The sequence below is a fragment of the Streptomyces sp. NPDC053750 genome (assembly GCF_044544295.1).
Classification (GTDB): domain Bacteria; phylum Actinomycetota; class Actinomycetes; order Streptomycetales; family Streptomycetaceae; genus Streptomyces.
Window position 1 is genome coordinate 104,463 of record NZ_JBITXB010000006.1, and the last position, 24,550, is coordinate 129,012.

Sequence of the window (24,550 nt, forward strand, 5' to 3'; positions counted from 1 at the left end):
CTGACCAAAGCCAACCCCCGAGTGAGCGGCGCCGTCAGGCGAGCGCCGACCGAGTGAAGGAGGACTCCCCATGACCGACCAGCTGGACTACCAGGTGACCCTCGAGGAGCTGTCGGTGCTGATGAAGCGCACCGCCGGCGTGCACGTCGACCCGGTCACCCTTCAGCAGCAGGCCGACGCCGGTTTCGACACGTTCGGTCTGGACTCCCTCGGCCTGCTGGGCATCGTGGCCGAGTTGGAGAAGCGGTACGCGCTGGGCCTGCCGGAGCAGGCCGAGCGGTGCAAGACGCCCGCGGATTTCCTCGCGCTGATCAACGGCGCCCTGAAGACGGGAGTGTGACGTGGCAGGCCACACCGACAACGAGATCACCATCGCCGCTCCGATGGAGCTGGTCTGGGACATGACCAACGACATCGACAACTGGCCCCGGCTGTTCAGCGAGTACGCCTCCGTGGACGTGCTCGAACGCGACGGCGACCGCGTCACGTTCCGGCTCACCATGCACCCGGACGCGGACGGCAAGGTGTGGAGCTGGGTCTCCGAGCGGGTCGCCGACCCGACGACCCGCACCGTGCGCGCCCACCGGGTCGAGACGGGGCCCTTCCAGTACATGAACATCGTCTGGGAATACACGGAGAGCACCGAGGGCCCCGAGGGCACTCGGATGCGGTGGGTCCAGGACTTCGCGATGAAGCCGGACGCGCCCGTGGACGACGCCTGGATGACGGACAACATCAACCGCAACTCGCGGACCCAGATGGCGCTGATCCGGGACCGGATCGAGCAGGCCGCGGGCGAGCGGCGGACCGCCGCGGCGCTCGCCGACTGACACTGACGGAGGGGACCACCCCATGCACCACACCCTGATCGTCGCCCGGATGGCACCCGGCGCGGCACCGGACATCGCGAAGGTGTTCGCGGAGTCCGACCGCGGCGAACTGCCCCACCTGGTGGGCGTCAACCGGCGCAGTCTCTTCGAGTTCGGTGACGGTGTGTACCTGCACCTCATCGAGAGCGACGAGGACCCGGCTCCCACCATCGCCGGGCTGACCGGGCACCCGGAGTTCCGCCAGGTCAGCGAGCGGCTCGAGCCGTACGTCTCGGCGTACGACCCGGCGACCTGGCGCGGTCCCAAGGACGCGATGGCGCGTTGCTTCTACCGATGGGAACGGGCCGCCGCCGGCTGACGTCCCTCTCCCCCACCGCGTCGGGGCCGCCCGGTATCCGCCGGGCGGCCCCGACGGAGGTGTGCCCGGACGTTCGGGAGTGGCGGACGGTTGCATTCCCGAGTCGAACTCGCCTGTGAGAAGGCACACTTGACGAACGGTGAGGTTTTCGCACGTTCGTCCGCTTGGATCTTGGAGGTACACACCAGCAGAGAGGACGCATGTCGTGGGCCGATCCACCGCCCGCCAGCCCCGCCGAAGATCCACCTCGGACGGTGACGGGCGGATGTCCCGCGCCCGCAGACGGCGGCGCCGCAGGACCACCCGCCTGGCACTGACCGGCCTTGCCTTCGGTGCCGTACTGCTCGCGGCGGGCGTTTCCGTCGCGTACTGGCAGGACACCCGGCCGCCGGTGACGGACGACCAGGCCGCCGACGTGGCCGACGCCCTCGACGCCGCCGAGCGTGCGGCCGGCCCCGACGCCTCGGCCGGGACGCCGTCCGCGACGCCGAGCCCCTCCGCCTCGCCGTCCGTGAAGGCCTCCCCCTCCCCCTCCCCTTCCTCCTCGCCCTCCCCCACCACCATCGCCATTCCCGCGACCGGCCCCGGTACCTTCGTCACCGCCGAGGCCGACGGCACGACCGTGGGCACCGGCAGCCGCGTACGCCGTTACAAGGTCCTGGTCGAGAAGGGCATCGACATCCGGCCGAGCGCCGCCGCGGACGAGATCTCCGACGTGCTCGCCCACCGCCGCGGCTGGACGAGGGACGGGACCAACTCCTTCCGGCTGGTCAGTTCGGGCTCGTACGACTTCGTGGTGAAGATCGCCACACCGGGCACCGTCGACGAGATCTGCGGCGCCTACGGCCTGCGCACCCGGGGCGAGGTGAACTGCGCGGTCGGTACGGACGTCGTGGTGAACCTCAAGCGCTGGGTGCTGGGCTCGCCCCAGTTCGACGGCCCGATCGGCGAGTACCGGGCGCTGATCATCAACCACGAGGTCGGCCACCGCATCGGCCACGGCCACGAGACCTGCCCCGGCCCCGGCCTGCCCGCCCCGGCGATGATGCAGCAGATCAAGGGCCTCAAGGGGTGCGTCGCCAACGCCTGGCCCTACGACGAGGACGGCGACTACCTGGGCGGGCCCTCGGTGCCCTGAGTGATCCGCCCGCCGTTTCCGTACCTCCTGGCGAACGAGTATCCGCACGAGTACGCGCACGACCACGCGTACGAGACTCTCGCGTCGCCCCTGGAGGCACCCATGCGCCTGTCCCGCAGCAGGATCGGAGTCGTCGTCCTGTTCGGTGCGATGACCCTGACCCTGACCGCGCTGGCCTTCCCGGCCGTGCTCGGTCTGGACAAGGCCGACGGCAACCAGAACCGGGTCGTCGCCGGCACCAGGTTCGGGCCGCTCACCGAGGCCGACCGGGACTTCGTGGTCAAGGTCCGGGCCGCCGGGCTGTGGGAGTACCCGCTGGGCGAGATCGTGATGGAGCGCGGTACGACGAAGGCGATGAAGACGGCCGGCGAGCATCTGGTCGTCGGCCACGCCGGACTCGACGCGATGTGCCGCGAGATCTCCCCCGAACTGGGCATCACGCTGCCCAACCGGGCCTCCCCGCAGCAGGAGGGGTTCGTGGCGACGGTGAAGTCCAAGAGCGGCAGGGAGTTCGACTCGTCGGCGGTCAACATCATGCGGGTGACCCACGGTCAGATCTTCCCGGCCATCGCCAAGATCCGGGCCACCACCAAGAACACGCTGGTCCGGCAGCTGGCCGACCTGGCCAACGACACCGTTCTGGACCACATCACGGTGCTGGAGCAGACCGGGCTGGTCGAGTACGACCAGGTCACCTTCCAGCAGACGGGCCCGGCCAAGCTGCCGCGGGAGAAGGTCACCCCGCCCCCTCCGCAGCCCGGCGAGCGGGTGCTGGTGCTCAAGCCACGGCCCGACCTGAACGTGAACACGGCCTCCCCGACCCCCACGCCCTCACCGGCGGCCCCCTGACCCCCGCGGTCACGGCGGAGTACGGCCGGTGGCGGGCGGGAACGGTCCGACGCCCGCGCGCGTTCATGATGTTGGCGGTGGGGAAAGGAACACGCTGGGGACATGGAACACCCCGGGGGACAGTGACATCGGCACGGTGATGCGGCACGGGGCCGCACGCACCGGGCCGAACGAGAGAGGAACAGCGGGATCATGACCGCTTCCGGGCCGTCCGTGCCCGAGGACGTGTGGCGGAGGTTTCTCGAGGACGACGAGCGCGCCATCCTCGCCTCCGCCCCCAGGGAGCCCTCCGCGCGGGAGCGGACCCCCGGATGGCGGCCCGCACCGCCCCTCGCCGCGGTCGGCGAGCTGTGGCAGCCGGAGGAGCCGTGGCCCGGCCCTGCCTGGCGCGACCTGGACGGCCGCGCCCGGCTCCGGCGGGTCGGCCGGGTGCTCGGTACGGCCGCCGCGGTCGCCGTGGCCCTGACCGCGTGGTCGCAGCTGTCCACCGGCCCCGGCACGCCGGGCGGCCCGGCCGACACGATCGGGCGACGCCTGGAGGAGAGTCCCGTCATGCCCTCGGTGGCCTCGCTCGCCCCGACGGCGTCCGGCTCCGCGAGCCCCGCGGCCTTCGTGCCCGCCCCGTCCGCCGTGCCCGGGGCGTCGTTCTCGCCCTGGACCTTCGACTGAATCCTCTGATTCCCCGGATCAGGCGCTGCGTCTGCGCGCGGCCGTCTTCTTCGCGGTGCCCTTGGTGGCCGTCTCCCTGCCCGTCTCCCTGCCCATCGTCGCCTTCTTGGCGGTGCTCTTGGCCGCGGTCTTCTTGCCGGACCGGGCGGATCCGGCAGACCCGGCAGACCCGGTGGACTTGGCCGTCGACTTCTTCGCCGAGGCGGTCGAGGCCGTCGATGCCGTGGAAGCCGTCGCCTTCTTCGCGGCCGTCTTCTTCGCCGCCGTCGACGTCGACTTCTTGCCGCCGGTCTGCTTGGGCGTCGCGCGGGACGACGTCTTGCGCTGCGGAAGGTTCCTGACCGCGGCCTCCTCGGCCCCCTCGCCCGCCGCGCCCCCTTCCTCGCCCCGGGACTCCCGTGCCGCCCGCACGCTGTTCTCCAGCGCGGCCATCAGGTCCAGCACCTTGCCGGGCGTCGCCGGTTCCGGGGTCTCCGGCGGGGCCTCGCCGGACGCCTTCGCGGCGATGACCTCCTCCAGGGCCTCGCGGTACTCGTCGTGCAGGTCCTCCAGCTCGATCTCGCCGAGCGTGTCCATCAGGGCGTCCGCGAGGTCCAGCTCCTGGTCGCGGACGGTGACGCCGGCGTCCGGGGCCACCCCCTCGGGGGCGCGCACCTCGTCCGGCCAGAGCAGGCCGTGCATCGCGATGGCGTCGCCGACGACCCGGAGCATGCCGAGGCGCTCACGGCCGCGCAGCGCGTACTTCGCGATGGCGACCCGGTTGCTGCGCTTGAGCGCCTCACGCAGCAGCGTGTACGGCTTGGCGGCGGGGGCGCCGCTCGCGGCGAGGTAGTACGCGGAGCCCATCTGGAGCGGGTCGATGCGCTCCTCGGGCACGAAGGCCACGATCTCGATCGTCCGCGCCGTCGGGATCGGCAGGTGGGACAGGTCCTCGTCGGTGATCGGGATCATCGAGCCGTCGGCGTCCTCGTACGCCTTGCCGATCTCGCCCTGGGTGACCTCGCGGTCCTCCAGCTCGCAGACCTTGCGGTAGCGGATCCGGCCGCCGTCCTCCGTGTGGATCTGCCGGAAGGAGACGGAATGGCTCTCGGTCGCGTTCACCAGCTTGATCGGGATGCTGACCAGGCCGAACGAGATGGCGCCGTTCCAGATGGATCTCACGTGCAGCACCTTTCCGATCGCTTGCCCCTGCCGGGCGTTTCGTCCGTGTTTAGCCGTGTTCGTGAGATTCTCATCGTATGGCGCCTATCACTGAGGTGGAGGGGCGGCGGGTGGCCCTCAGCAACCTGGACAAGGTGCTGTATCCCTCGACCGGCCTCACCAAGGGCGAGCTGCTGCACTACTACGCGACGACCGCCGAGGTGCTGCTGCCGCATCTGCGGGACCGTCCGGTGTCCTTCCTGCGGTATCCGGACGGACCGGACGGCCAGCTGTTCTTCACCAAGAACGTGCCGCCGGGTACGCCCGACTGGGTCACCACGGCCGAGGTGCCGCGTTCGGAGGGGCCGGCCCGGATGGTGCTGGTGCAGGACCTGGCGAGTCTCATGTGGGCGGCGAACCTGGTGACCGAGTTCCACACGCACCAGTGGGTCGCGGACGATCCCGGCGAGGCCGACCGGCTGGTGTTCGACCTCGACCCCGGCCCGCCCGCGACCGTCGTGCACTGCTGCGAGGTCGCCCTGTGGCTGCGGGAGCGGCTGGCGGCGGACGGGATCGAGGCGTACGCCAAGACGTCGGGGGCCAAGGGGCTGCACCTGCTCGCCGCGGTGCGGGGGGCGTCGTCGGAGCGGGTGTCGGAGTACGCGAAGGCGCTGGCCGTGGAGGCGGAGCGGGCCCTGCCGCGGCTCGTGGTGCACCGGATGACGCGCAGCCTGCGGCCGGGGAAGGTGTTCGTGGACTGGAGTCAGAACGCCGCCCGCAAGACCACGGCCGCCCCGTACACGGTGCGGGCCCGCGCGGAGCCGGCCGTCTCCACGCCGGTGACCTGGGAGGAGGTGGCCGGGTGCCGGCGGGCGGAGGAGCTCGTCTTCCGGGCGCAGGACGTCGGCCCGCGGGTGCGGGACCACGGCGACCTGCTGGCGCCGCTGTTCGAGCGCCGGCGGGCGGGGACGCTGCCCTGACCGGCGGCAGCGGCTCTCAGAGGCGCGCCCAGGTGGCCCGGTCCCGGGCCATGGCGTGCAGGGCCTCCACGTCCGCCGGTTTGAGCACCCCGCCCGGGCGGGACAGGTCCGGCAGCTCCTCGTCGGTGAGGACGCGAACCGAGCGGGGCGGTGCGGCGACGGTCACGTGTGCCGGGGCGACGAGGACGAGGACGGGGTGCACCTCGGCCGTCAGGGCGTAGGAGGCCCGGTCGGCGTCGGCGCGGACCCGGCGCATCAGGGGCAGCGGTTCGTGGCGGCCCAGCGTGACCACGGGGTCGGCGATGTGCACCCGCTGCCTGCGGGCGGGCAGCACATGGAGGGCGAAGAGGCCGCCGGGGCCGATCACCAGGTGGTGGACGCGGTCGCCGCCGGGCAGCGGGACGGAGTGCAGGGCGTGCCAGCCGGCGCCGTCGAGGCGGTCGAGGGCCGCCCCCACCGTCTGCTCGGCCGCCAGCGCCCGGCGGCGCGGGTCGGGACGCCGCAGCCGGTGCGCCGGGCCCGGAGCGCGCTCCAGGTCGACCAGGAGCGCCTCGCCGGGCCGGTTGGGGGCGAGGTCGTCGTCGGGGTGCAGGGAGAGCCGGGCCAGCTCGGCGGGGGTGGGGACCGGGGGCGGGCCGACCGTGACGGGGCGGGTGAGGAAGGGCCCCAGGGCGTCGAGGACGTCGCCCTCGCGGTCGTCGCTCAGCAGGCTGACCCGGGCCGCCTCACGGTCGTACCAGGCGACGCTCGCGCCGTCCGGGAGGCAGACGTACAGCCGTTCCTGACCGTGCCGCCAGGTCGGTATGACGCGCAGTCCGTCCATGCTCATCACCCCACGACCATGGGAACAGGCGGCGTGCCACGGGGCAAGAACCCGGGCTCCTTCGGGAGAAGTCGGACAGGCCCCGGGCCCGGCCGACCGCGGCGGGGCTGCCGGAGGGGCCGGCCGAGTAGCCCGGCACGGCCCCCCGCACGCAAAATGGCCTTCCGTACGAAGATGTGTACGGCGCCCCTCGGCCGTGCGGGGCCACCGACGCCGGTCACCGAACCCCAGGAGTGCAGTGCGCCCGACCCGCCGTGGGCACCCCGCCCGCGTCCCCGCCGCCCTCGCGCTGCTCCTGGCGACCGCGGCGGCCGGGACGCTGGCCGCGTGCGGTGACGCGGGCGGGCTGCGGAGCGCGGGGGCGACCGCGACCGCGCAGAGTCCGGCCCTGCTGTGGCCCGACCTGACGCCGGCGTCGAGTCCGGCGTACGACATCGGTGAGGTGGACAACGAGGTCGTCGAGGGCGTCGCCGTGCCCGGCGGCGACATCCGCCGGGCGGACCCGGTGGCCGCCGTCCGGGCCGAGATCGCCGCGCACCCGGACGACTACGCGGGGGCCGGGGCGTCGTACCACGAGACGGCGGAACGGATGGCCGACTGCGGCGCGCGGGGCGAGCGGAGCCGGTGCCCGGTGCTGCGGCCGTACTTCCGCGACCTGACGGGCGACGGGCGGCCCGAGATGACGCTGGGCTTCCGGCTGCTGCCCGACAAGCTGACCGCCGTGCGCGTCTACACCGTCGAGAAGAACCGGCTCGTGCGGATCATGTCCTACGACGACGCCGTCAGCGCGGTCGAGCTGGCCGGGCGGACGGTGATCGTCCGGTCGCCGTCGGAGGTCGCGGGCTACGAGTACCGGCTCCAGTGGACCTGGGACCCCGACCAGCGGGCCATGCTCCTCACGAGCGACGAGATGCTGCGCACGGACGACGCCGGCACGCACCCGAAGCGCCCGTCGGCGTCCCCCTCGGCGACCGTGCAGCCCTCGGCACCCGTGTCCTCTCCGGCGTCCGTGTCTCCTTCGGCGACCACCCGATGAGGCTGGCCCTCCCCCGGTGGGCCGGCCCGCTCGCGGTGCGGGCGGCCGTCTTCATCACCGTGATGTGCTGCGCGCTCGCCGCGCTGCTCGGCGTCCTGGTGCACGTCTCGGTGACCAACCAGACCGTGGGTCAGGCCCGCGAGGTCGCTCTGACCCGGCTGCGGGACGCGACGGCGTCGTACGAGGCCGGGGACCCGCTGCGGCGCGGCGCCGGGATCGATCCCCCGGGCCTGCCCCGGGCGCTGCGGGAGCTTGCCGTCTCGGGGCGGCGCGGCACGATGGTCGCCGAGCACGACGGGCACCCCACGATGTGGGCGGCGGGCCCCGCCGACGGTGGCCGGGCGCTGGCGGTGCAGGTCGACCACTCCCAGGGCGAGCGCACCATCGACGGCCTCGACAGCGCGATCGTGTGGTCCTCGGCCCTGGCGATCGGGGCGACGCTGCTGGTGGGCGCGTTCGCCGTGACGCGGGTGACGCGCCGGCTGCACACCACGGCGCGCGTGGCGCGGCGGATCAGCGCGGGCGACCTGGACGCGCGGGTCGACGATCCCCGGGCGCAGGACCCGACGCGCCCGCAGGACGAGGTGGCCTCGGTGGCCGCCGCGCTGGACTCCATGGCGGCGTCGCTGCAGGGCAAGCTGCTCGCCGAGCAGCGGTTCACCGCGGACGTGGCGCACGAGCTGCGCACTCCGCTGACCGGTCTGCACGCGGCGGCGGAGCTGCTGCCGCCGGGCCGCCCGACCGAGCTGGTGCGGGACCGGGTGGCCGCCCTGCGCACGCTCACCGAGGACCTGCTGGAGATCTCCCGGCTGGACAGCGGGCGGGAGCGGCTGGAGACGGAGCCGGAGGCGCTGGGCGCGGTGGCCGCGCGGGTGGTGCGGGGTTCCGGCGCCGACACGCGGGTGGAGGTCGTACGGGACGCGCGGGTGGAGACCGACCGGCGGCGGCTGGAGCGGGTGCTCGGCAACCTGGTCGCGAACGCGCACCGGCACGGGCGGGCGCCGGTGGTACTGACCGTGGACGGCCCGGTGATCACCGTACGGGACCACGGGGACGGCTATCCGGAGTACCTCCTCGTGCACGGGCCGCAGCGCTTTCGCACCGAGGGGGGAGCGAAGGGGCACGGCCTCGGGCTGACGATCGCACTGGGGCAGGCGGAGGTGCTCGGCGCGCGGCTGGAGTTCGCGAACCCGCCGGACGGCGGGGCACTGGCGACGCTGACGCTGCCTCAGCAGCCCTGAGCCGCACCGGCCCCGAACCCGGGATTGATCCGGGTCACGGCCCCTTCCCCGATGGCGCAGTGCGACGGGCGGCCCCCATCCGCCGCTCCTAATGTGGCGGTTAGTCATGTTCGACCACATCCACGCCTGTTCCTCACAGGAGGTCTCCCATGTCTCTGCTGAAGCCGCGCTCCCCGTTGGCCCGCCGCGTCGCCATAACCGCCGCCGCAGGCGCGCTCGTCACCTCCGTCGCCGTGCCCGCCGTCGCGTTCGGCGAGTGGGACGGTGGGGGCACCGGCCTCGGCGCCCCCGGCAGCCCCTGGGGCGGAGACGTGGGCGCGAACACCGACCTCGGCGCTCCCGACAACCGCCTGGGCGCAGACGTCGGCGCGAACAACAACTTCGGCGCCCCCGACAACCGCCTGGGCGCAGACGTCGGCACGAACAACAACTTCGGCGCCCCCGACAACCACTGGGGCGGAGACATCGGCGCGAACAACAACTTCGGCGCCCCCGACAACCGCCGGGGCGCAGACGTCGGCGCGAACAACAACTTCGGCGGCCCCGACAACCACTGGGGCGGCGACATCGGCGCGAACAACAACTTCGGCGCCCCCGACAACCACTGGGGCGGAGACATCGGCGCGGACGCCGACTTCGGCGGCCCCGGCAACCGCCTGGGCGGAGAGGGCGGCAGGGACGGAGGAGGTGAGCGCGGCGATCCGAACGGGCCGGACGGCCGGCGGGACCAGGGCCGCTACCGGGGCGTCGTCACGGCCGACCGGCTCGCCCTGCTCTCCTCGCCGCGCCGCGACGGGGACGTCATCCGGTACGTCCGCCGGGGCGAGGTCGTCCAGATCCACTGCCAGACCCGCGGCACCGGCGTGAGGGGCGACTCACTGTGGTACCTCCTCACAGGCCACCGCACCTGGGCCTGGGGCCCGGCCCGGTACATCGACGCCATCGGCCGTACTCCGCGCTGGTGCTGATGCCGACACCTCGCACACCGCACCATTTGGGTAAGTTCCGGACATGACCAAGGGCGGAACCGGAACCGGAATCACCGTGGCAGAGGCGGACGCGCCCGCTCCCGTCGCGCGCCTTCCCCGGCGCCGCGGCGTCGAACTCGCGCTCATCGTCATGGCCGTACTGCTGTCGGTGTCCGGCTACTGCAACGTCGGTCTGGCCCAGCACGGTACGCTCCCGCCCGACGCCGCCGGTTACGGCGCCGGGCTCGGAGTGCTCGCGCTCCTCGCCCATCTGGCGGTACGGCTGCGCGCCCCCTGCGCGGATCCGCTCCTGCTGCCGATCGGCGTGCTGCTCAACGGCCTCGGACTGGTGCTGATCTACCGGCTCGACCTGGAGACGCCGGGCGACCGGGCGGCCCCCACCCAGCTGGTGTGGTCGACGCTGGGCGTGGCCCTGTTCATCGTGGTGGTCCTGCTGCTGCGCGACCACCGGGTGCTGCAGCGCTACGCCTACGTCTGCGTCGCCGCCGCGCTCGTCCTGCTCACGGTGCCGATCCTGTTCCCGGCCGTGAACGGCGCCCGCATCTGGATCCGGATCGAGGGCTTCTCCATCCAGCCCGGCGAGTTCGCGAAGGTGCTCCTCGCCGTGTTCTTCGCCGCCTACCTGGCCGCCAACCGCAGCGCGCTGGCGTACGCGGGCCGCCGGGTGTGGCGGCTCCAGCTGCCGACCGGGCGCGTCCTCGGTCCGATCGTGGCCGTGTGGCTGGTCAGCGTCGGCGTCCTGGTCCTGGAGCGCGATCTCGGGACCTCGCTGCTGTTCTTCGGTCTGTTCGTGGTCCTGCTCTACGTCGCCACCGGCCGCACCGGCTGGATCGCGGTCGGCCTGCTGCTGGCCTCGCTGGGCGCGGTCGCCGTGGGCTGGCTGGAGCCGCACGTGCACAGCAGGGTGGAGGACTGGCTGCACCCCTTCGCGTCGATCGAGGCCGGGCAGGGGCCCAACCAGCTGGCCCAGTCGCTGTTCGCCTTCGCGGCGGGCGGGGTGACCGGGACGGGGCTGGGCCTCGGGCACTCGGTGCTCATCGGGTTCGCCGTCAAGTCCGACTTCATCCTCGCGACGGCCGGGGAGGAGCTGGGCTTCCTCGGCCTGACCGCGCTCTTCCTGCTGTACGCGCTGCTGGTGGAGCGCGGCTTCCGGGCCGGGCTCGCCGCGCGCGACCCCTTCGGCCGGCTGCTCGCGGTCGGCCTCTCCTCGATCGTGGCGCTCCAGGTGTTCGTCATCGCGGGCGGGGTGACCGGGCTGATCCCGCTGACCGGCATGGCGATGCCGTTCCTGGCCCAGGGCGGCTCCTCGGTCGTCACCAACTGGGCGATCGTCGCCCTGCTGATCCGGGTCAGCCACGCCGCCCGCAGCCGGGCCGACGGGCGGGCGGCGCCGTGAGAGCCGGACAGCTCCGGTGACCCGGCACATCCGGCACGCCGCCGCCTTCTGCGCCCTGCTGCTGGTCGCGCTGCTGGTGAACGCCGCCCGCGTGCAGATCGTCCAGGCCCCCGCGTACGACGACAACCCGGCCAACCGCCGCCCGGACATCGCCCGGTACCAGCAGCCGCGCGGCGACATCGTGGTCGGCGGCGAGCCCGTCACCGGCTCCCGGGACACCGGCGAGCACCTGCGTTACGAACGTACGTACGCCGACGGGCCGCTGTACGCGCCGGTCACCGGCTTCGCCTCGCAGGCGTACGGCACGACCCTGCTGGAGCACGCCGAGGACGGCCTGCTGTCCGGCGCCGACCCGCTGCTCGCGCCGCTCCCGCTCTGGAACGACGTGACGGGCACCCACAACGCGGGCGGCAACGTGGTGACGACGATCAACGGGGCCGCGCAGCGGGCGGCGTTCGAGGGGCTCGGCCGGCGCACGGGGGCGGTGGCCGCGATCGAGCCGTCCACCGGCCGGATCCTGGCGCTGGTGTCCACCCCGTCGTACGACCCCCAGTCGCTGTCGGGGAACGACACGGGGGCCGCCCGGACCTGGCAGCGGCTCAACGGCGACCCGGACAGGCCGATGCTCAACCGGGCCGTGCGCCGGACCTATCCGCCGGGTTCCACCTTCAAGGTGGTCACCGCGGCGGCGGCCCTGGACGCGGGCCTGGTCCGGGATCTCGACGCGCCGACCCGCTCCCCCGAGCCGTACACCCTGCCCGGCACCCGGACCCGGCTCGCGAACGAGGCCGACGGCTGCCGGAACGCCTCGCTGCGGGAGGCGTTCGAGCGGTCCTGCAACACGGTGTTCGCCAAGCTCGGCGTGGACGTGGGCGTGAGCGGCATGGCGGCCACGGCGGAGGCCTTCGGCTTCAACGACGACGGGCTGCGGATCCCCTTCTCCGTCGCGCGGAGCACCTTCGACACCTCGGTGGACCGGGCGCAGCTGGGGCTGTCGTCGATCGGGCAGTACAACACGCGGGCGACGCCGCTGCAGATGGCGATGGTGGCGGCGGCCGTGGCGGGCGGCGGTCAGGTGCGCGCGCCGTACCTGGTGGAGCGGACCGTGCGGGCGGGCGGCAGCCTCGTGGCGACGGCCGGGTCACGGCCCTCGCGGGAGGCGATGCGGCCCTCGACGGCGGCGCGGCTGAAGGAGCTGATGACGGGCGTGGTGGAGAACGGCACCGGCGCGAACGCCGCGATCCGCGGCGCCACCGTCGGCGGCAAGACCGGCACCGCCCAGCACGGCGTCGGCAATTCGGGCACGCCGTACGCCTGGTTCGTCTCCTGGGCGCAGGGCGACCAGGACGTGGAGCCCAAGGTCGCGGTCGCGGTGGTCGTGGAGGGTTCGGCGGCGGACCGCGAGCGCATCAGCGGGAGCGGGCTGGCGGCGCCGATCGCGCGGGCGGTGATGGAGGCGGTGCTCGCCGGGTGAGCCGCCCGCTTGGTGAGACGGGGTCTACCGCGCTCCGGGACACCGACCTACCGTTCGGTCCATGACTGACGCCGCGTACGAACTCGCCCAGGTCAACATCGCCCGCCTCAAGGCCCCGCTGGACTCACCGCAGTTGAAGGACTTCGTGGACGGGCTCGACCCGGTGAACGCGGCGGCCGACGCCGCCGACGGGTTCGTCTGGCGGTTGCAGAGCGAGTCCGGCAACGCGACGGACGTACCGTTCTTCGGCGACGACTGGCTCATCGTCAACCTGACGATGTGGCGGGACATGGACGCCCTGAAGGCGTTCATGTACCAGGGCCGGCACCGGGAGATGATGGCCCGGCGCCGTGAGTGGTTCGAGCGGCTCGCGGAGGCGGTCACGACGCTGTGGTGGGTGCCGGCGGGGCACCGGCCCACGGTCGCGGAGGCGGAGTCGCGGCTGCTGCACCTGCGGACCCACGGCCCGACGCCGTACGCGTTCACCCTGCGCACGTCGTTCCCCGCGGGGGCGTCGGAACCGGTGGCGGAACCTGCCGCATCCTGAGTCGCGGTCGACAAGTCCCGCACGGGGGATTGACGAGCTTGCTGACGCGCAGTCTCATAAGACGAGCGAGTGACCGCGGGTAACACAGCGAGGTGGGACACCCATGACGACCCTGACGGAAGCCGACGCGCTCGATGGCCTGCGCGACGCGCTCGGCCTGCTCAAGGACCGCGAGCAGGTGGCCGAACGGCTGCTCGCCTCCTCCGCCAAGCACTCCTTCGACCCGGACAAGGAGCTCGACTGGGACGCGCCCTTCGAGGAGGGCAAGTGGTTCTGGCCGCCGGAGCTGGTCTCGCTGTACGACACCCCGATGTGGAAGCGGATGAGCGAGGAGCAGCGGATCCTGCTCTCCCAGCACGAGGCCGCGGCGCTCGCCTCGCTCGGCATCTGGTTCGAGCTGATCCTCATGCAGCTGCTGGTCCGGCACATCTACGACAAGTCCGCGACCAGCGCCCACGTGCGCTACGCGCTCACCGAGATCGAGGACGAGTGCCGGCACTCGAAGATGTTCGCCCGGCTGATATCCCGCGGGGAGACCCCCTGGTACCCGGTGAGCCCGGTCCACCAGCACCTGGGGCGCCTGTTCAAGACGATCTCCACCACGCCCGGCTCCTTCACCGCCACCCTGCTCGGAGAGGAGGTCCTGGACTGGATGCAGCGGCTGACCTTCCCCGACGAGCGGATCCAGCCGCTGATCCGGGGCGTCACGCGCATCCACGTCGTGGAGGAGGCCCGCCACGTGCGCTACGCCCGTGAGGAGCTGCGCCGCCAGATGGTGACGGCTCCGAAGTGGTCGCAGGAGTTCACCCGGATCACCTCCGGCGAGTTCGCCCGCGTCTTCTCGGTCGCCTTCGTCAACCCCGAGGTGTACACGAACGTCGGCCTGGACAGGCGCGAGGCGATGGCCCAGGTCAAGGCCAGCGCCCACCGCCGCGACATCATGCAGACCGGCGCGAGGCGCCTCACCGACTTCCTGGACGACATCGGCGTCCTGCGGGGCGTCGGCCGCCGCCTGTGGAGGTCCTCGGGACTGCTGGCGTAGTCGAACCGGTCCGGTCGGCCGGCACAGGTGGTCGCGGGGGTGTGCGGGTTACGCTGCGGTTCATGACCCCGCAGGCCCCCACCCCCGCCTACCGCCGCCTCAGCGTCGAGGAGCGCCGCGTCCAACTCCTCGGCGCCGCACTCGCCCTCTTCGCCCACCGGCCGCCGGAGGAGGTCTCCCTCGACGACGTGGCGGAGCGGGCCGGGGTCTCGCGCCCACTCGTGTACCGGTACTTCCCCGGCGGGAAACAGCAGCTCTACGAGGCCGCGCTCAGATCCGCCGCCGACGAGCTGCGCCTGTGCTTCGACGAGCCCCACGAGGGCCCGCTGCTGACCCGGCTGTCCCGGGCCCTGGACCGCTACCTCGCCTTCGTCGACCAGCACGACACCGGCTTCAGCGCCCTGCTGCAGGGCGGCAGCGTCGTCGAGACCTCACGGACCTCGTCCATCGTGGACGGCGTGCGCCGGGCCGCCGCCGAGCACATCATGAGCCACTTGGAGGTCACCGAGCCCGGCCCGCGGCTGCGGATGACCGTCCGGATGTGGATCACGGCGGTGGAGGCGTCCTCCCTGATCTGGCTGGACGAGGGCAAGCAGCCGCCCGTGGACGAGCTGCGGGACTGGCTCGTGGAGCAGTTCCTGGCCGTGCTGTCGGTGACCGCCCGCCGCGACCCGCAGACCGCGGCGCTGGTCGAGGCCCTGGCGGCGGACGCCTGAGACCGGTGCGCGGATCACCGACACTGGTGCCGTGAAGAGCGAAGACACCCCCTTCGAGGGCGGCCCCATGGACGGGCGCGTGCTGCCCGTGCTGGTCGGGATGACCGGACACCCGCCGAAGACGTACCGCATCCCCGTGCCGGACCCGGCCGGCGGACCCCCGGCCGTGCTCGTCTACCGCCGCGTCCCCCGTGAAGGGGGCAGCCGGGTCGGGTTCGCCCGCTGGAAGTACGCGTACGACCCCACGGGCGGGAAGGGTTCCGGCCGGAAGTGGCCCTGGTCGAGACCGGGCACCGGGCCCGACACCGATCCAGACGCCACGCCGGGTGGCAAGCCGGACGACGCCCACGGGTGATTCCGTTGCGCCGAACCGCGGACACGCTGCGCGACAAGCCGGAAATCACACCACATGCTCACGGTGCGGAGCGGACGAGCCGTCTCGCATCGGAGGTGATGACGTGTCAGGAAGGCTCCTGCGTCTGGTGTGCACGGCGGCGGTGGCGGCCGGGATCGTGCTGGCGCCCGGGCCCGCGGCGGCCGAACCGGAGCCCGGCGGGGCCGGCGGCGCCGGCGGCGACCGGTCCGTGGCCGGGCTGCTGACGGACCTTCAGCGGCTCTACCAGGAGGCGGAGAAGGCCACCGAGACCTACAACGGCACCGAGGAGCGGCTGAAGAAGCAGCGCGCCGAGGTGCTGCGGCTGGACGCCGAGCTGGCCCGGACCAGGCTGTCCCTGCACGACAGCCGCGGCGCGGCCGGCCGGCTCGCCCGGCAGCAGTACCGCAACAGCGGCGACCTCTCCCCGTATCTGCGACTGCTGCTCGCCCGTGACCCGCAGCACGCGCTCGACCAGGGGCATGTGATGGGGCGGCTGGCCCGGCAGCGGGCCGAGACGGTGGGCCGCCTGACCGGCGACGAGAAGAGGGCCGACGAGCTGGCCCGGCGGGCGCGCACCGCCCTGGACCGGCAACTCGCCCTGGCCCGGCGCCAGGAGAAGGACCGCGACGCCGTGCGCGACCGGCTGCACGCCGTTGAGGAACTGCTCGCCTCGCTCACCCCCGAGGAACTGGCCGCCCTGGCGGAGCTCGAGAAGAACGGGATCGTCGAGGCGCAGGAACGTTTCCTGGCGTCCGGCGCGCTCGGTGCCGACGCCAAGCCGTCCGCGGAGGGCGAGCGGGCGGTGCGCTTCGCGGTGGAGCAGCTCGGAAAGCCGTACGAGTGGGGCGCGGAGGGCCCGACGGCGTACGACTGCTCGGGCCTGACCTCCGTGGCCTGGCAGCGGGCCGGGACGCCGATCCCGCGGACCAGCCAGGAGCAGTGGGCGCGCCTCGCGCACGTCCCGCTCGACGAGCTGCGCCCCGGTGACCTGGTCGTCTACTTCCCCGAGGCCACCCATGTGGCGATGTACCTCGGCGACGGCATGGTCGTCCAGGCGCCGCGACCCGGCGCCGAGGTCAAGGTGTCGCCGATCGCGGCCAACCCGGTGCTGGGCGCCGTACGGCCCGACCCCGGCGGGGAGCCGCTGCGGCACTACACGCCACCGAGGCTCCCCGAGGGGGCGACGGACGGGTCCGACGAGGGGTACGCGGCCGCCTACGCGCCGGCCGCGCCCGAGACCTCGGCCAGGTAGCCCTCGGTCTTCGCCGGGTCGTAGAAGAAGTTCTCGAAGTCGGCCGGGTCGTTGAAGCCGTTGGCGAAGCGGTCGGCGACGGGCTGGAGCTGACCGGCGGCGCCGATCAGGTTGAGGACGTGCTCCGGCGGCGGGGCGAGCATGGCGTTGGTCCACTTGGTGACGTGCTGGGCCGTCTGCCAGTAGCGGTCGAAGGTCTGCTGCATCCAGGCCTCGTCGAACTCCTTCTCCCCCTGCTCCAGGATGGAGGCGAGGTAGGAGGCGGCGCACTTGGACGCGGAGTTGGAGCCCTGTCCGGTGATCGGGTCGTTGGCGACGACGACGTCGGCCACGCCGAGCACCAGGCCGCCGCCGGGGAGCCGGCCGATCGGGTTGCGGACGGTGGGGGCGTAGCGGCCGGCGAGGGTGCCGCCGGCGTCGGTCAGCTCGACCTTGGTGGCCCGCGCGTACTCCCAGGGGAGAAACTTCTCCATGAGTTCCAGGGTCAGGGAGAGGTGCTCCGCCGGGTCCTTGACGTCCTTGAAGGCGTCCAGCGGGCCGCCGGGTATGCCCTCCCAGAACAGGATGTCGGCGCGGCCGGACGTGGTGTAGGTCGGCATGATGAACATCTCGCCGACGCCCGGGACGAGGTTGCAGCGGACGGCCTCGGTGTCCGGGTGCTCCGGGCGCGGGCCCATGCCGTGGACGTAGGCCACCGCCAGCGCGCGCTGCGGCTCGCTGTACGGGGAGCGCGAGGCGTCCCGGCCGAACATCTGCACCAGCTCGCCCTTGCCGGCCGAGACCAGGACGAGGTCGTAGGCGCGGGAGAAGTAGTCCAGGTCGCCGACGGCCGCGCCGTGGATGACCAGCTGGCCGCCGCGCTGGGCGAAGGTCTCCATCCAGCCGGCCATCTTCACCCGCTGGTCGACCGACTGCGCGAAGCCGTCGAGCCGGCCCAGCCAGTCGATCGCCCGCTGCGACGGACCCGGGTCGAAGGAGCCGGGGGCCGCCACCGAGACGCCGAGTCCCTCGATCTTCGGGGCCTGGGACTCCCAGAAGTTCAGCTGGAGATCGCGCTCGTGCTGGAGTGCCGTGTGGAACATGCACTGCGTCGACATGACCCGGCCGGTGCGGATCTCGTCCGCGGTCCGGTTGGACATCAGGGTGACCTCGTAGCCGTGCGACTGGAGGCCGAGGGCGAGCTGGAGACCGGACTGGCCGGCTCCGACGACGAGTATCTTCCGCATGCGGGGTTCCGTCTCCTACTCGGGGGTTTCGTCGAGCGCGTGGCCCACGAGGGACAAGAGGGTCTCGATGGCCGAGATCCGGCGGCGCGCGTCCATGATCATGACAGGTATGTGCGCGGGGATCGTCAGCGCCTCCCGCACGTCCTCCGCCTCGAACCGCTGGCTGCCGTCGAAGTGGTTCACCGCGACGACGTACGGCAGTCCGCAGCTCTCGAAGTAGTCGAGGGCCGGGAAGCAGTCCTTCAGGCGGCGGGTGTCGGCCATCACGACCGCGCCGATCGCGCCGCGCACCAGGTCGTCCCACATGAACCAGAACCGCTGCTGGCCCGGCGTGCCGAACAGGTAGAGCACCAGGTCGTCGTCGAGCGTGATGCGGCCGAAGTCCATGGCCACGGTGGTGGTCAGCTTGTCCGGCGTGGCGGTGAGGTCGTCGGTCTCCTCGCTCGCCTCGGTCATCAGCGCCTCGGTCTGCAGGGGCGTGATCTCCGAGACGGCGGTGACCAGCGTGGTCTTGCCGACGCCGAAACCGCCCGCCACCACGATCTTCGTGGCTATGGGCGCGCGGGTGCGGTCCGTCTGCCAGGGCTGCACGGGCCCGTCGGTGTCGACGAGCGGGGGGACGCCGAACGCGGCGGCGTCAGAGACGACGGAGTCCACTGAGCACCCTTTCGAGCAGTGCGCGGTCCGGGCGGCCCGTGCCGTGGCCGGTCCCGGTGCCGTACACACGGATCTTTCCCTGGTCCGCGAGGTCGCTGAGGAGCACGCGGACCACGCCGAGCGGCATCTTCAGCAGCGCGGCGATCTCGGCCACCGTACGCATGCGGCGGCACAGTTCGACGATGGCCCGCATCTCCGGCATCACGCGGGAGGTGAGGCTGCCGTTCGTCAGTTCCTTGCGCTCCTCGGCGGCTTCCAGCGCGGCGGTGCCGGCCGTGGCGCCGACGAACGTCTCCACGAGCAGGACGTGGCCGAAGCGGGTCCGGCCGCCGGTGAGCGAGTAGGGGCGCACGCGGGCGGGCTTGCGGTCGGCGCCGCGCACGGGGAGGTTCTTCGGGGATTTCCTGGGGGTGTTGCTCATCGGGTACTCCCCGTCGAGGTCGACTCGGTCTCCAGGGATTTCCGCAGCTCACTGCGGAGTTCGGGGGTCAGGACGTGGCCGGCGCGGCCCACGAAGAGCGCCATGTGGTACGCGATGACGCTCATGTCGCAGTCCGCGGCACCGTGCACGCCGAGCAGCGAGCCGTCGCTGATCGACATCACGAACAGACTGCCCTCGTCCATGGCGACCATCGTGTGCTTCACGCCGCCGAAGTCCATCAGCCGGGCGGCGCCCACGGTGAGGCTGCCGACGCCGGAGACGACGGTGGCGAGGTCGGCTGCGGAGCCGCGCGGGCCGGTGCGGCGCACGGTCTGTGCCGCGCGGGCCGCGTCGTTCCGCTCCTGGTCGGAGGAGAGGAGCAGCAGGCCGTCGGAGGAGACCACCGCGACCGATTCGATGCCGGGAACCTCCTCGACGAGGTTGGTCAGCAGCCAGTGGAGATTACGGGCTTCGATGCTCAGTCCGAAGGTACTGGGAGCGGTCAACTGCTTGCCTCCTCGACAGTGCCCCCCGTGGCTTCTTCGGTTGTCCCTGCTGGGTCGGACGGTGCCTGGTGCCGCTCCGTCCGGTCGGCGATCTCCGCCTCGACGTCGCGGCGGCCGGCCTCCGCCCCCCGGCGGAACCCTCCCAGGCGGCGGCGGAGCGCCTCGGCGTCGACGGAACCCGCCGTGCGCGGCCGTGGGACCGCGGCGGCGGGAGTGGTGAGCTTCGGGGTCCGCTTGGGCAGACCCTTGTCGGTGACGGGTTCGGCCGGCTCGCTCGCCCCGCCGCGCGCCGCGCCCTCGTCCGGCGTGCGGTCGTGGGCGTCCGGTCCGATGGTGTAGGCGTCGGTCTCCGGCGTGCGGTCGTCCGGTCCGGGTCCCGGTGCGGGCGCGGGTGCCGGTGCGGGTGCCGGTGGCTGGGGCGGCAGCAGGAGGGCCATCGTGGTGTCGTCGGGGAGATCGCGACCGGAGGCGTTCCCGGCCTCGGGGGCCTGCGTCTCCTGGGCGGACTCCTGGGCAGGGGCCGGCGCCGAGGAGGGCTCCTGGGCCGGCTCCGGGCCGGCGTCCCGGTCCGTTTCCTGCGGCTGCTCCGTCTCCGGCTCGGAGTGCGGCTCCGTCTCCGGGGCCGGGGCCTGCGCCGATTCCGCGGCCCCCACTGCGTCGGCCGCATCCGCCGCGTCGGCCTCCGCCCGCCGTACGGCCTCCTCCGCCGAGGCCACCAGCGGGTCGGCGTCCCGCTGCCGGCCCTTCTCCGCGCGGCCGGGCAGGACGTTGGAGTTGGCCTCCGCGTCGGCGCCCGGCAGGGTGAAGGAGCCCGTGCCCTCGGACACCGGCACGGTCGGCGCGAGGGCGGCCGGCGGGGCCGCCGCGAGCAGCGTGCCCGGGAGGACCACGACGGCCGCGACCCCGCCCTGCTTCTGCTCCCGCAGCCGTACCCGCGCCCCGTGCCGGTGGGCGAGCCGGGCGACGACGTAGAGGCCGAGCCCGAGACCGTCCTCGCCCTCCTGGTCGTACGGCGCCTCCGGGTCGAAGTCGGTGAGACGGGCGTTGAGCCGCTGGAGCCGCTCGGTGGCCATGCCGATGCCCTCGTCCTGGACGGAGAGCATCACCTCGCCGTTCTCCAGCAGCCAGCCGGAGACCTCGACGGGCAGGTCCGGCGGCGAGAAGGAGGTGGCGTTCTCCATCAGCTCGGCCAGCAGGTGGGAGAGGTCGTCGGCGGCGAACCCGGCGACGTGCGCGTGCGGCGGCAGCGCGGCGATGCGCACCCGCTCGTACCGCTCGATCTCGCTGACCGCGGCCCGGACCACGTCGACCAGCGGCACCGGACCGGCGCTGTGCTGGACGTGCTCGGTGCCGGCGAGGACGAGCAGGTTCTCGCTGTGCCGGCGCATGACGGTGGCGAAGTGGTCGAGCTTGAACAGGGTGGCGAGGCGGTCCGGGTCCTGCTCGCGCTCCTCCAGGCTCTCGATGACGGCGAGTTGCCGCTCGACCAGGCCGAGGGTGCGCAGGGCGAGGTTGACGAACGTGCCACCGATGCTCTTGCGCACCACGTCCAGCTGGGCGGCGGACGCGGCGAGTTCGGCGCGCAGTTCCTCGCGGGCGTCGGCCATCTTCTGCCGCTGGCCGACGAGATGCTTGCGGTCGGCCTCCAGCGTGGCGACCCGCTCGGCGAGCGTGGCGGCGTGCGCGTGCAGGGCGTTGACGGAGCGGACGACCTGGGCGAACTCGTCGTTGCGGCCGGTGAAGGCCACCGGCTCCTCGGCCGTGGGGTCGTCCGCGCCGGCCAGCCGGGCCGAGCCGCGGCGCAGCACCGAGAGCGGGCGGGTGAGCGTGCGGGCCATGGCGGTGGCGATGCCGACGGCGAGCAGGAGCAGGGCGCCGAGGACGGCGATCCGGATCTCCAGCTCGGTGACGTCGTCGTCGCGCAGCTGCTCCAGGGCCTTGACGCGCTTCTCGTACAGGGCCGACTCCGCGCCGCGCATGGCGTCCACACGGGCGGAGAGGGCCGCGTCCAGCCGCTTGGTGCTGGTGCGCAGGTCGCGGTCGGAGAGCGTCGGCTCGTCCGTGAGGCCGGCGAGGTACTTCTCGGCGGAGTTGACCTCGGGGCCCGCGACCGTGGAGTCGAAGCTGTCCCGCGCCTCCTTGGGCGCACCCTCGCGGAAGTCGGCGAGGGCGGCGTCGGAGCGCACCCTGGCCTGCTGGGCGGCGGCGGCGAGCGCGTCGCGCTGCTCGGCGTCGGCGTCCGAGGAGGTGCTGGACTCGGTCGGCAGGCCCGTGACCGGGTCGATGACGGTCTCGGTGCTGCTCGGCACGCCGAGGGCCGCGAGCAGCAGGCCACGGGTGGCGGCGGCCTGCTGGACGGCGGTGTCCAGTTCGGCGAGGGCGTACGCGCCGGCGCCCGCCCGGGGTGGCATCCGCTCGGCCAGCTCCTCGGCCAGGGCGTGGAGTTCGGTGATCGCCTCCGAGTACGCCTGGTGCGCCTGGAGCGCGGTGCTCTTGCCGGTGAGGGCGGCGCGGCGCAGCGCTGCTACGGCGTCGAGGTCCTCGCGCAGGGAGGCGGGCGTGTCGGGGTCGGCGAGCAGCTCCTCCACCTGCCGGTCGACGCGGGCGCTGCGCTGCTCGGAGGGCGCCTTGGACTGGGGGCGGCCGGCGGCGATGTACGGGGTGACCTCGTCCCGCTCGTCGGCGAGGGAGTGGGCGAGGGTCAGCGCACCCTGGGTCTGCTCGGCGAGCGTCACCAGTTCCTGGGAGTCGTGCAGTTGCCCGGAGGCGGCCATGATCGAGGGCGCTCCCGCTCCGGCGATGGCGGCGGCCACGACCGCCACGGCAACGATCAGGCGGTTGCGTACGTGGGTGGGGCGGCCCTTGCCGACGGGAGGCGCCGACGGCACCGGGGTGGAGGTGTCGGGGGTCCGCGCCGCGTTCCCCGCGGGGGCCGTCTGCTTGCCTGTGCGACGAGGCCGCGTCTTCTGCACCGGTGCTCGCATTCCTGACTCGTGTACCCGTGGGCCCGGGTGGCGCTCCGTCAACTGGCCGGTCGGGGCATGCACCCTCCGCCACGCTCTGGGCTGCTCCCCGGCCGCCGACCGCGCATCGGGCGGGGAGGCCGCGTGAGCAGGGCAGGCCCCCGACCGGTTCCCGACCCTCCCAGTGCCGGTGGGCGGTGGGCACGCATCATCTGACCCGCCACCCGAAGGAGTGAACCCCGGACGGGAGTTGGTGGGCAAGTTCCGCGCGCTCGTGCGACACGCCTGCGCGGCGCGCCGGTTGGACGTCTGCGACGGGCGGTGGCACTATGTGCCGCCACGCGTTGCCGGAGTGCCGAATTCCACCCCAAATCCGGCGCCTGACCTGCACCGCCGCATCGATTCCGGGGGCGATGGGGGCCTTTTGCGGACGCCGTGAAGGGGTCGTGCAGACTGGCTGGATGCGCACGGAACTGGTCTCGGAACCCGGCCTCGCCGACCACCCCAACGAGGACTTCGCGAGCGTCGGACTACCGGCCTCGGGACAGGGTGGTTCGCTCGTCGTGCTGGACGGCGTGACGCCGCCCCGGAACGGGACGGGCTGTCTGCATTCGGTGCCCTGGTTCACGGCGCGCCTGGGCGGAGCCCTGACCGAACTGACCGTTTCACTCCCGGATGTTCCCCTCGTCGAAGCCCTGTCCCGCGCCATCGCGCGTACCGCGGCGGCACACGCGGAAACCTGTGACCTTTCTCACCCGCGTACACCTCAGGCAACCGTGGTCCTGGCGCGGTGGTCCCCCGCGACCGTCGAGTACCTGGTCCTGTCCGACTCCGCCCTGCTGGTCCAGGTCCCGGACGGCACGGTCTCGGCGGTCCTGGACGACCGGCTGGCGCGGCTGCCCCGCTCGGCCCTCGCCACGGACGCGCTGGTCGACGCCAACCTCCGCAACAAGGAGGGCGGTTTCTTCACGGCCGCGGCGGACCCGGCGGTGGCGGCGCGGGCGGTGACGGGGACGCTGCCGCGCGGCGAGGTGCGGACGCTGGCGGCGCTGACGGACGGGGCCGCGCGGTGGGTGGAGAAGTTCCGGGAGGGCGACTGGGCGGACTGCCTCGCCCTGGTGCGGAAGCAGGGCGCGCAGGCTCTGGTGGACCGGGTGCGGGAGCTGGAGCGCGCGGACGCGGCCGGGGCCCGGGAGTTCCTGGGCCGCAGCAAGACTCACGACGACGCGACGGTGGCCTACGCGGAGCTCTGAGCGCGGCGGGCTCCGGACCGCCCTACTTCTCCATCCCCCGGTTCAGCTCGTGCAGCAGCCGGGCGAGTTCGGTCACCTCACGCGGGTCCCAGTCGGCCAGCCGGCGGGCGTACCGGGCACGGCGGGCCTCCCGCACCCTGCCCACGCGTTGCTGGCCCTCCGGGGTCAGGGTGACCAGCCAGGCACGGCCGTCGGCGGGGTCGGGCTCGCGGGCGACGAGGCCGAGTTGCTCCAGGGCGCGCAGCTGGCGGGACATCGTCGCCTTGCCGACGCCGATGTAGGCGGCGAGCTCCGTGGCCCGCTGGCCGCCGCACTCGCCGAGCCGCACGAGAAGGCCGTACGCGGACGACTCGAGGTCGGGGTGGACCTCCCGGGCCATCTCGCCCTGGTTGGCGCGGGCCCGCCGGAGCAGAACCGTCAACTCCCGCTCCAGTGCCAGGAACTCCGGTTGGTTCACACCACCGCGGGACAGATCGGATTCAGCTCCGTGACCGCCGCCGTTCCCCTCTTCGTGCACGTCAGCCCCTGCCTTGATTCTGCCGTTCCTGAAAGTTTCCGCCACGGATCGCCATCACCGCAGCTCGGCAAGTATTTCGCAGGCTTAGACCAACGGAAGATTCCAGGCCCTCTTCCACCCGCCGTTCTACGTGCGTAGCGTCTTGCCCGGG

At 73.1% G+C, this 24,550-nt stretch carries 26 protein-coding genes; 18 read left to right on the top strand and 8 right to left on the bottom strand.

From position 1 onward, the window contains the following. Positions 1-70 precede the first annotated feature (70 nt). The 6 genes from ACIGO6_RS18745 (at position 71) to ACIGO6_RS18770 (ending at position 3,844) form a co-directional block, all read left to right on the top strand. On the top strand, positions 71-340 hold the full coding sequence (locus ACIGO6_RS18745) for an acyl carrier protein (RefSeq protein WP_399877273.1): 270 nt from the start codon (positions 71-73) through the stop codon (positions 338-340). A gap of 1 nt (position 341) precedes the next feature. After that, positions 342-830, top strand: a complete 489-nt coding sequence (locus ACIGO6_RS18750; protein WP_399877275.1) for an SRPBCC family protein — start codon at positions 342-344, stop codon at positions 828-830. Between the two features lie 22 nt (positions 831-852). Beyond that, on the top strand, positions 853-1,188 hold the full coding sequence (locus ACIGO6_RS18755; RefSeq protein ID WP_399877277.1) for a TcmI family type II polyketide cyclase: 336 nt from the start codon (positions 853-855) through the stop codon (positions 1,186-1,188). 205 nt (positions 1,189-1,393) lie between these two features. Then, positions 1,394-2,326 (top strand): DUF3152 domain-containing protein, encoded by a 933-nt coding sequence (locus ACIGO6_RS18760; RefSeq protein ID WP_399877280.1) that lies wholly within the window; start codon positions 1,394-1,396, stop codon positions 2,324-2,326. A gap of 102 nt (positions 2,327-2,428) precedes the next feature. Further along, positions 2,429-3,175 carry a DUF4142 domain-containing protein gene (locus ACIGO6_RS18765; RefSeq protein ID WP_399878172.1) on the top strand — a complete coding sequence of 249 codons (747 nt, stop codon included), beginning with the start codon at positions 2,429-2,431 and terminating at the stop codon, positions 3,173-3,175. Between the two features lie 192 nt (positions 3,176-3,367). Further along, a complete protein-coding gene (locus ACIGO6_RS18770) occupies positions 3,368-3,844 on the top strand; it encodes a hypothetical protein (protein ID WP_399877282.1) in 477 nt (158 codons plus the stop codon). Positions 3,845-3,862: 18 nt separating this feature from the next. Here ACIGO6_RS18770 and ACIGO6_RS18775 read toward each other — a convergent pair whose 3' ends face one another. Further along, a complete protein-coding gene (locus ACIGO6_RS18775) occupies positions 3,863-5,005 on the bottom strand; it encodes a Ku protein (protein WP_399877285.1) in 1,143 nt (380 codons plus the stop codon). Positions 5,006-5,082: 77 nt separating this feature from the next. Here ACIGO6_RS18775 and ligD point away from each other — a divergent pair, with 77 nt between their 5' ends. Next, positions 5,083-5,964, top strand: a complete 882-nt coding sequence (gene ligD, locus ACIGO6_RS18780; RefSeq protein WP_399877288.1) for a non-homologous end-joining DNA ligase — start codon at positions 5,083-5,085, stop codon at positions 5,962-5,964. Positions 5,965-5,980: 16 nt separating this feature from the next. Here ligD and ACIGO6_RS18785 read toward each other — a convergent pair whose 3' ends face one another. Then, positions 5,981-6,787, bottom strand: coding sequence for a nuclease-related domain-containing protein (locus tag ACIGO6_RS18785; protein ID WP_399877290.1), 807 nt, complete (start codon positions 6,785-6,787; stop codon positions 5,981-5,983). Positions 6,788-7,025: 238 nt separating this feature from the next. Between ACIGO6_RS18785 and ACIGO6_RS18790 the strand changes: the two genes are divergently transcribed. The 10 genes from ACIGO6_RS18790 (at position 7,026) to ACIGO6_RS18835 (ending at position 16,856) form a co-directional block, all read left to right on the top strand. Continuing rightward, positions 7,026-7,823: a hypothetical protein gene (locus tag ACIGO6_RS18790; RefSeq protein WP_399877292.1), complete on the top strand. Its 798-nt coding sequence runs from the start codon at positions 7,026-7,028 to the stop codon at positions 7,821-7,823. Then, the gene (locus ACIGO6_RS18795) at positions 7,820-9,064 is read left to right on the top strand and encodes an ATP-binding protein (RefSeq protein WP_399877294.1); all 1,245 of its coding nucleotides are present in this window, start codon (positions 7,820-7,822) and stop codon (positions 9,062-9,064) included. The genes ACIGO6_RS18790 and ACIGO6_RS18795 overlap by 4 nt, the downstream gene beginning before the upstream one ends. Before the next feature lie 149 nt (positions 9,065-9,213). Then, on the top strand, positions 9,214-10,032 hold the full coding sequence (locus ACIGO6_RS18800; RefSeq protein WP_399877296.1) for a hypothetical protein: 819 nt from the start codon (positions 9,214-9,216) through the stop codon (positions 10,030-10,032). A 43-nt stretch (positions 10,033-10,075) separates the two neighbouring features. Then, positions 10,076-11,449, top strand: a complete 1,374-nt coding sequence (locus tag ACIGO6_RS18805; RefSeq protein WP_399877298.1) for an FtsW/RodA/SpoVE family cell cycle protein — start codon at positions 10,076-10,078, stop codon at positions 11,447-11,449. A 16-nt stretch (positions 11,450-11,465) separates the two neighbouring features. Continuing rightward, on the top strand, positions 11,466-12,923 hold the full coding sequence (locus tag ACIGO6_RS18810) for a penicillin-binding transpeptidase domain-containing protein (RefSeq protein ID WP_399877300.1): 1,458 nt from the start codon (positions 11,466-11,468) through the stop codon (positions 12,921-12,923). A gap of 61 nt (positions 12,924-12,984) precedes the next feature. Continuing rightward, complete coding sequence (locus ACIGO6_RS18815) at positions 12,985-13,470, top strand: DUF3291 domain-containing protein (protein ID WP_399877301.1); 486 nt, start codon at positions 12,985-12,987, stop codon at positions 13,468-13,470. A 103-nt stretch (positions 13,471-13,573) separates the two neighbouring features. Beyond that, positions 13,574-14,512 (top strand): diiron oxygenase, encoded by a 939-nt coding sequence (locus ACIGO6_RS18820; RefSeq protein ID WP_399877304.1) that lies wholly within the window; start codon positions 13,574-13,576, stop codon positions 14,510-14,512. Positions 14,513-14,574: 62 nt separating this feature from the next. Further along, positions 14,575-15,228: a TetR/AcrR family transcriptional regulator gene (locus ACIGO6_RS18825; RefSeq protein WP_399877307.1), complete on the top strand. Its 654-nt coding sequence runs from the start codon at positions 14,575-14,577 to the stop codon at positions 15,226-15,228. A 31-nt stretch (positions 15,229-15,259) separates the two neighbouring features. Beyond that, positions 15,260-15,583: a hypothetical protein gene (locus tag ACIGO6_RS18830; protein WP_399877310.1), complete on the top strand. Its 324-nt coding sequence runs from the start codon at positions 15,260-15,262 to the stop codon at positions 15,581-15,583. A 103-nt stretch (positions 15,584-15,686) separates the two neighbouring features. After that, positions 15,687-16,856, top strand: coding sequence for an NlpC/P60 family protein (locus tag ACIGO6_RS18835; RefSeq protein WP_399877312.1), 1,170 nt, complete (start codon positions 15,687-15,689; stop codon positions 16,854-16,856). On the opposite strand, the gene ACIGO6_RS18840 is transcribed toward ACIGO6_RS18835, so the two are convergent. From ACIGO6_RS18840 to ACIGO6_RS18860, 5 genes are read right to left on the bottom strand one after another with little or no spacing between them, the layout of a single operon-like run. Next, entirely contained in the window at positions 16,820-18,082 is a 1,263-nt protein-coding gene (locus tag ACIGO6_RS18840) for a styrene monooxygenase/indole monooxygenase family protein (protein WP_399877315.1), read from the bottom strand. The genes ACIGO6_RS18835 and ACIGO6_RS18840 overlap by 37 nt on opposite strands. 15 nt (positions 18,083-18,097) lie before the next feature. Then, complete coding sequence (locus ACIGO6_RS18845) at positions 18,098-18,739, bottom strand: GTP-binding protein (protein ID WP_399877317.1); 642 nt, start codon at positions 18,737-18,739, stop codon at positions 18,098-18,100. Then, a complete protein-coding gene (locus tag ACIGO6_RS18850; protein ID WP_399877319.1) occupies positions 18,720-19,160 on the bottom strand; it encodes a DUF742 domain-containing protein in 441 nt (146 codons plus the stop codon). Before ACIGO6_RS18850 ends, ACIGO6_RS18845 begins: the two co-directional genes overlap by 20 nt. Continuing rightward, on the bottom strand, positions 19,157-19,666 hold the full coding sequence (locus ACIGO6_RS18855) for a roadblock/LC7 domain-containing protein (protein ID WP_399877321.1): 510 nt from the start codon (positions 19,664-19,666) through the stop codon (positions 19,157-19,159). The genes ACIGO6_RS18850 and ACIGO6_RS18855 overlap by 4 nt, the downstream gene beginning before the upstream one ends. Next, positions 19,663-22,650: a nitrate- and nitrite sensing domain-containing protein gene (locus tag ACIGO6_RS18860; RefSeq protein WP_399877324.1), complete on the bottom strand. Its 2,988-nt coding sequence runs from the start codon at positions 22,648-22,650 to the stop codon at positions 19,663-19,665. Before ACIGO6_RS18860 ends, ACIGO6_RS18855 begins: the two co-directional genes overlap by 4 nt. Positions 22,651-23,090: 440 nt before the next feature. Here ACIGO6_RS18860 and ACIGO6_RS18865 point away from each other — a divergent pair, with 440 nt between their 5' ends. Continuing rightward, positions 23,091-23,882 carry a protein phosphatase 2C domain-containing protein gene (locus ACIGO6_RS18865; protein ID WP_399877326.1) on the top strand — a complete coding sequence of 264 codons (792 nt, stop codon included), beginning with the start codon at positions 23,091-23,093 and terminating at the stop codon, positions 23,880-23,882. Positions 23,883-23,904: 22 nt separating this feature from the next. Here ACIGO6_RS18865 and ACIGO6_RS18870 read toward each other — a convergent pair whose 3' ends face one another. Next, positions 23,905-24,399, bottom strand: coding sequence for a MarR family winged helix-turn-helix transcriptional regulator (locus ACIGO6_RS18870; RefSeq protein WP_399877328.1), 495 nt, complete (start codon positions 24,397-24,399; stop codon positions 23,905-23,907). Positions 24,400-24,550 lie beyond the last annotated feature (151 nt).